Below are 2,378 nucleotides of genomic sequence, written 5' to 3'. Positions count from 1 at the left end.
CTGGCGCTGGCGCGCGCCGATGCCGCCGGCCCGCCGGCCGGCGTCCTGGCCGGGCAGGCGCGCTTCCTGCTGGCCGCGCTAGGCGAGGCGCCGGCCCCCGACCGCGCCCCGGCCGCCTATGTGCGGGACCTGTTCGACCAGTTCGCCCCCCGGTTCGAGGCGGAGCTGACCGGCCGCCTGGACTATCGCTCCCCGGCGCTGCTGGCGGCGCTGCTGGAGCGGGCGGGGGTGGCGAAGGCGCGGCGCCTGGCGGTGCTGGATGTCGGCTGCGGCACCGGCCTGTCCGGCGCGGCGCTGGCGCCCTTCGCCCGGCGGCTGGAGGGGCTGGACCTCTCGCCCCGGATGCTGGCCGAGGCGCGCCGGCGCGGCCTCTATGACGCGCTGCACGAGGCGGACCTGCTGGACTGGCTGCCGCGGCAGGCGCCGCGCTTCGACCTGGTCGCCGCCGCGGATGTGCTGAACTACCTCGGCGACCTGGCGCCGGCGCTGGCGGCGATCGCCGGCGCGCTGGCGCCGGGCGGCCTCGCCGCCTTCAGCCTGGAGGCGGGGGAGGACGCGCCCTTCGCCCTGCATGGCGCGCTGCGCTACCGGCACGACCCGGCGCATGTCGCGGCGCTGGCCGCGGCGGCGGGCTTGTCCGAGGTGGCGCGCGAGGCGGCGGCGCTGCGGACCGAAGGCGGCGCGCCGGTCGCCGGCGCGCTGCTCCTGCTGCGGCGGGACTGAGGGACCGACCCGGGCGGGCACCGCAGACGCGCCGGCGCGGGATCCCGCGATCCGCCGAGGACGCCTGACGGCGCATGGAACGTGCGCGCTCGGGCCGCGACACCGGGGCGGGCGAGACCTGCGGCTTCGCGCCGCTGCGACCGCCCGGGGCAGGCTTCGGCAGCCGGCGGCCGCGGAGCCCCCCCCTTTCCGGCCGAGGCCTGCGGGTGGCCGCCGATGCGACGGCCCCCGGGGGCTCCCCACCGCCCGGGGCGACGCGCCGGCTTCAGCGGCCGGCGCCCCTGGCGCGGCTTCCGTTCGCCAGGGCTTACGGCAACCGTCCTAGTCATTTGACTCCACAGGGATCTTCACCCGATCAGGTGCGTCCGGCCGATCGGGATCCGCTCGAAGGAGCAGGCTGCGCAGCAGCGCCTGGACGCGCGCGGCGGCATCGGCCGGCGCCGCCTGGCCGAAGACCGCCGGCCGCAACCCCTGGGTATAGGCGGCCCAGGCCAGCGCCACCGCATCCGCCACCGGCAGCGGGCGGAACTGGCCGGCGGCGATGCCGTCCCGCACCAGGCCGCCCAGCAGGTCGAAGACCGGCCGCAGCTCCGCCAGGTTCTGCGCCTCGGTCTCCGGCGGCCAGGCCCAGGACAGGGATTGCAGCGCCGCCAGCAGCCGCGGCTCCCGCAGGTCCATCTCCGCCATGGCGGCGACGACGCGGTCCAGCCGGTCGAGCGGCGTGCCGCCCGCGGCAGCGGCGGCGGCGATGGCGGCGAATTGCGGCGCGTTGTGCCGCTGCACCACGGCGTAGAGCAGCCCGGCCTTGCCGAGGAAATAGGTGTTGATCAGCGAGGGAACGACGCCCGCCGCCTCGGCGATTTCGCTGACGCTGGTCGCCTCGTAGCCGCGTTCGGCGAAGCAGCGGGCCGCCGCCTCGACCAGCCGGTCCTTGGTCCCCTGCTTCTGCCGCGCCCGGCCATCGGGGTGGTCCGCCGGCCGCCTCGGACGGGGGGGAATCGCCATGCCTTGCTCTCCATCGCCAGCCACCGCCCGCGTCGGGCGCGGCGCCGGTGCCGACCGCAAGCCGGCCAGCGATGGCGACCGATGTCAATGATTCAGATCAATGAACAAATCCATCGAATATGTTCAATGAACCTGACCGCGGCATGGCGCTCCTGCCCGCCGCGGCGGAGGACATGGCGCGATGGCATGGCAACCAAGGCAGGATGACGGGTGGTGCGGGCGGGGCGGCTGCGGCCTGGCGGGGTTGCCGGTGCTGCTGGTCGGGCGGGACCCGCTGGCCGCCATGGCAGATGCGCGGGCCCTGGCCGAGGCGGGCTGCCGGACCTGGAGCGTGACGGATGCGCCGCAGGCCCTGCGGCTGGCGGCGGCGCGGTCCTTCCGCCTGCTGGTGACCGATTTCGACCTGCCCGGCACCGATGGCTTCGATCTGGCCAGCCAGCTGCGTCGCCTGCAGCCGCGGCTGGCGGCGATCATCCTCGCCGCGGCGGACGAGATCGGCCCCGGCCTGCCGACGCTGTTCGAGGATGGCCGGACGCGGCTGCTGCACCGGCCTGCCGGGCCGGCGGCGCTGCTGCCGGCGGCGGCGTCCCTGGCCTGCCCGCTGGCGCTGGCGGCGGCGCCCGGCTGCCGGCATGGCTGAGCGCGCGGGC

The 2,378-nt window shown here is 77.0% G+C and carries 3 protein-coding genes; 2 read left to right on the top strand and 1 reads right to left on the bottom strand.

All coding sequences use genetic code 11. From position 1 onward, the window contains the following. Positions 1-723, top strand: a 723-nt coding sequence (locus E2C05_RS31065) for a class I SAM-dependent DNA methyltransferase (RefSeq protein WP_133223472.1), incomplete at its 5' end; no start/stop codon positions are given. 321 nt (positions 724-1,044) lie between these two features. On the opposite strand, the gene E2C05_RS34430 is transcribed toward E2C05_RS31065, so the two are convergent. Further along, positions 1,045-1,728: a TetR/AcrR family transcriptional regulator gene (locus E2C05_RS34430; RefSeq protein WP_200306706.1), complete on the bottom strand. Its 684-nt coding sequence runs from the start codon at positions 1,726-1,728 to the stop codon at positions 1,045-1,047. Between the two features lie 181 nt (positions 1,729-1,909). Here E2C05_RS34430 and E2C05_RS31055 point away from each other — a divergent pair, with 181 nt between their 5' ends. Next, on the top strand, positions 1,910-2,368 hold the full coding sequence (locus E2C05_RS31055) for a response regulator (RefSeq protein ID WP_133223471.1): 459 nt from the start codon (positions 1,910-1,912) through the stop codon (positions 2,366-2,368). Positions 2,369-2,378: the final 10 nt, after the last annotated feature.

This window comes from Paracraurococcus ruber, from assembly GCF_004353985.1.
Classification (GTDB): Bacteria; Pseudomonadota; Alphaproteobacteria; order Acetobacterales; family Acetobacteraceae; genus Paracraurococcus; species Paracraurococcus ruber.
Note: the sequence above shows the minus strand (reverse complement) of the source record. Positions and strands in the feature narration are given on the sequence as shown.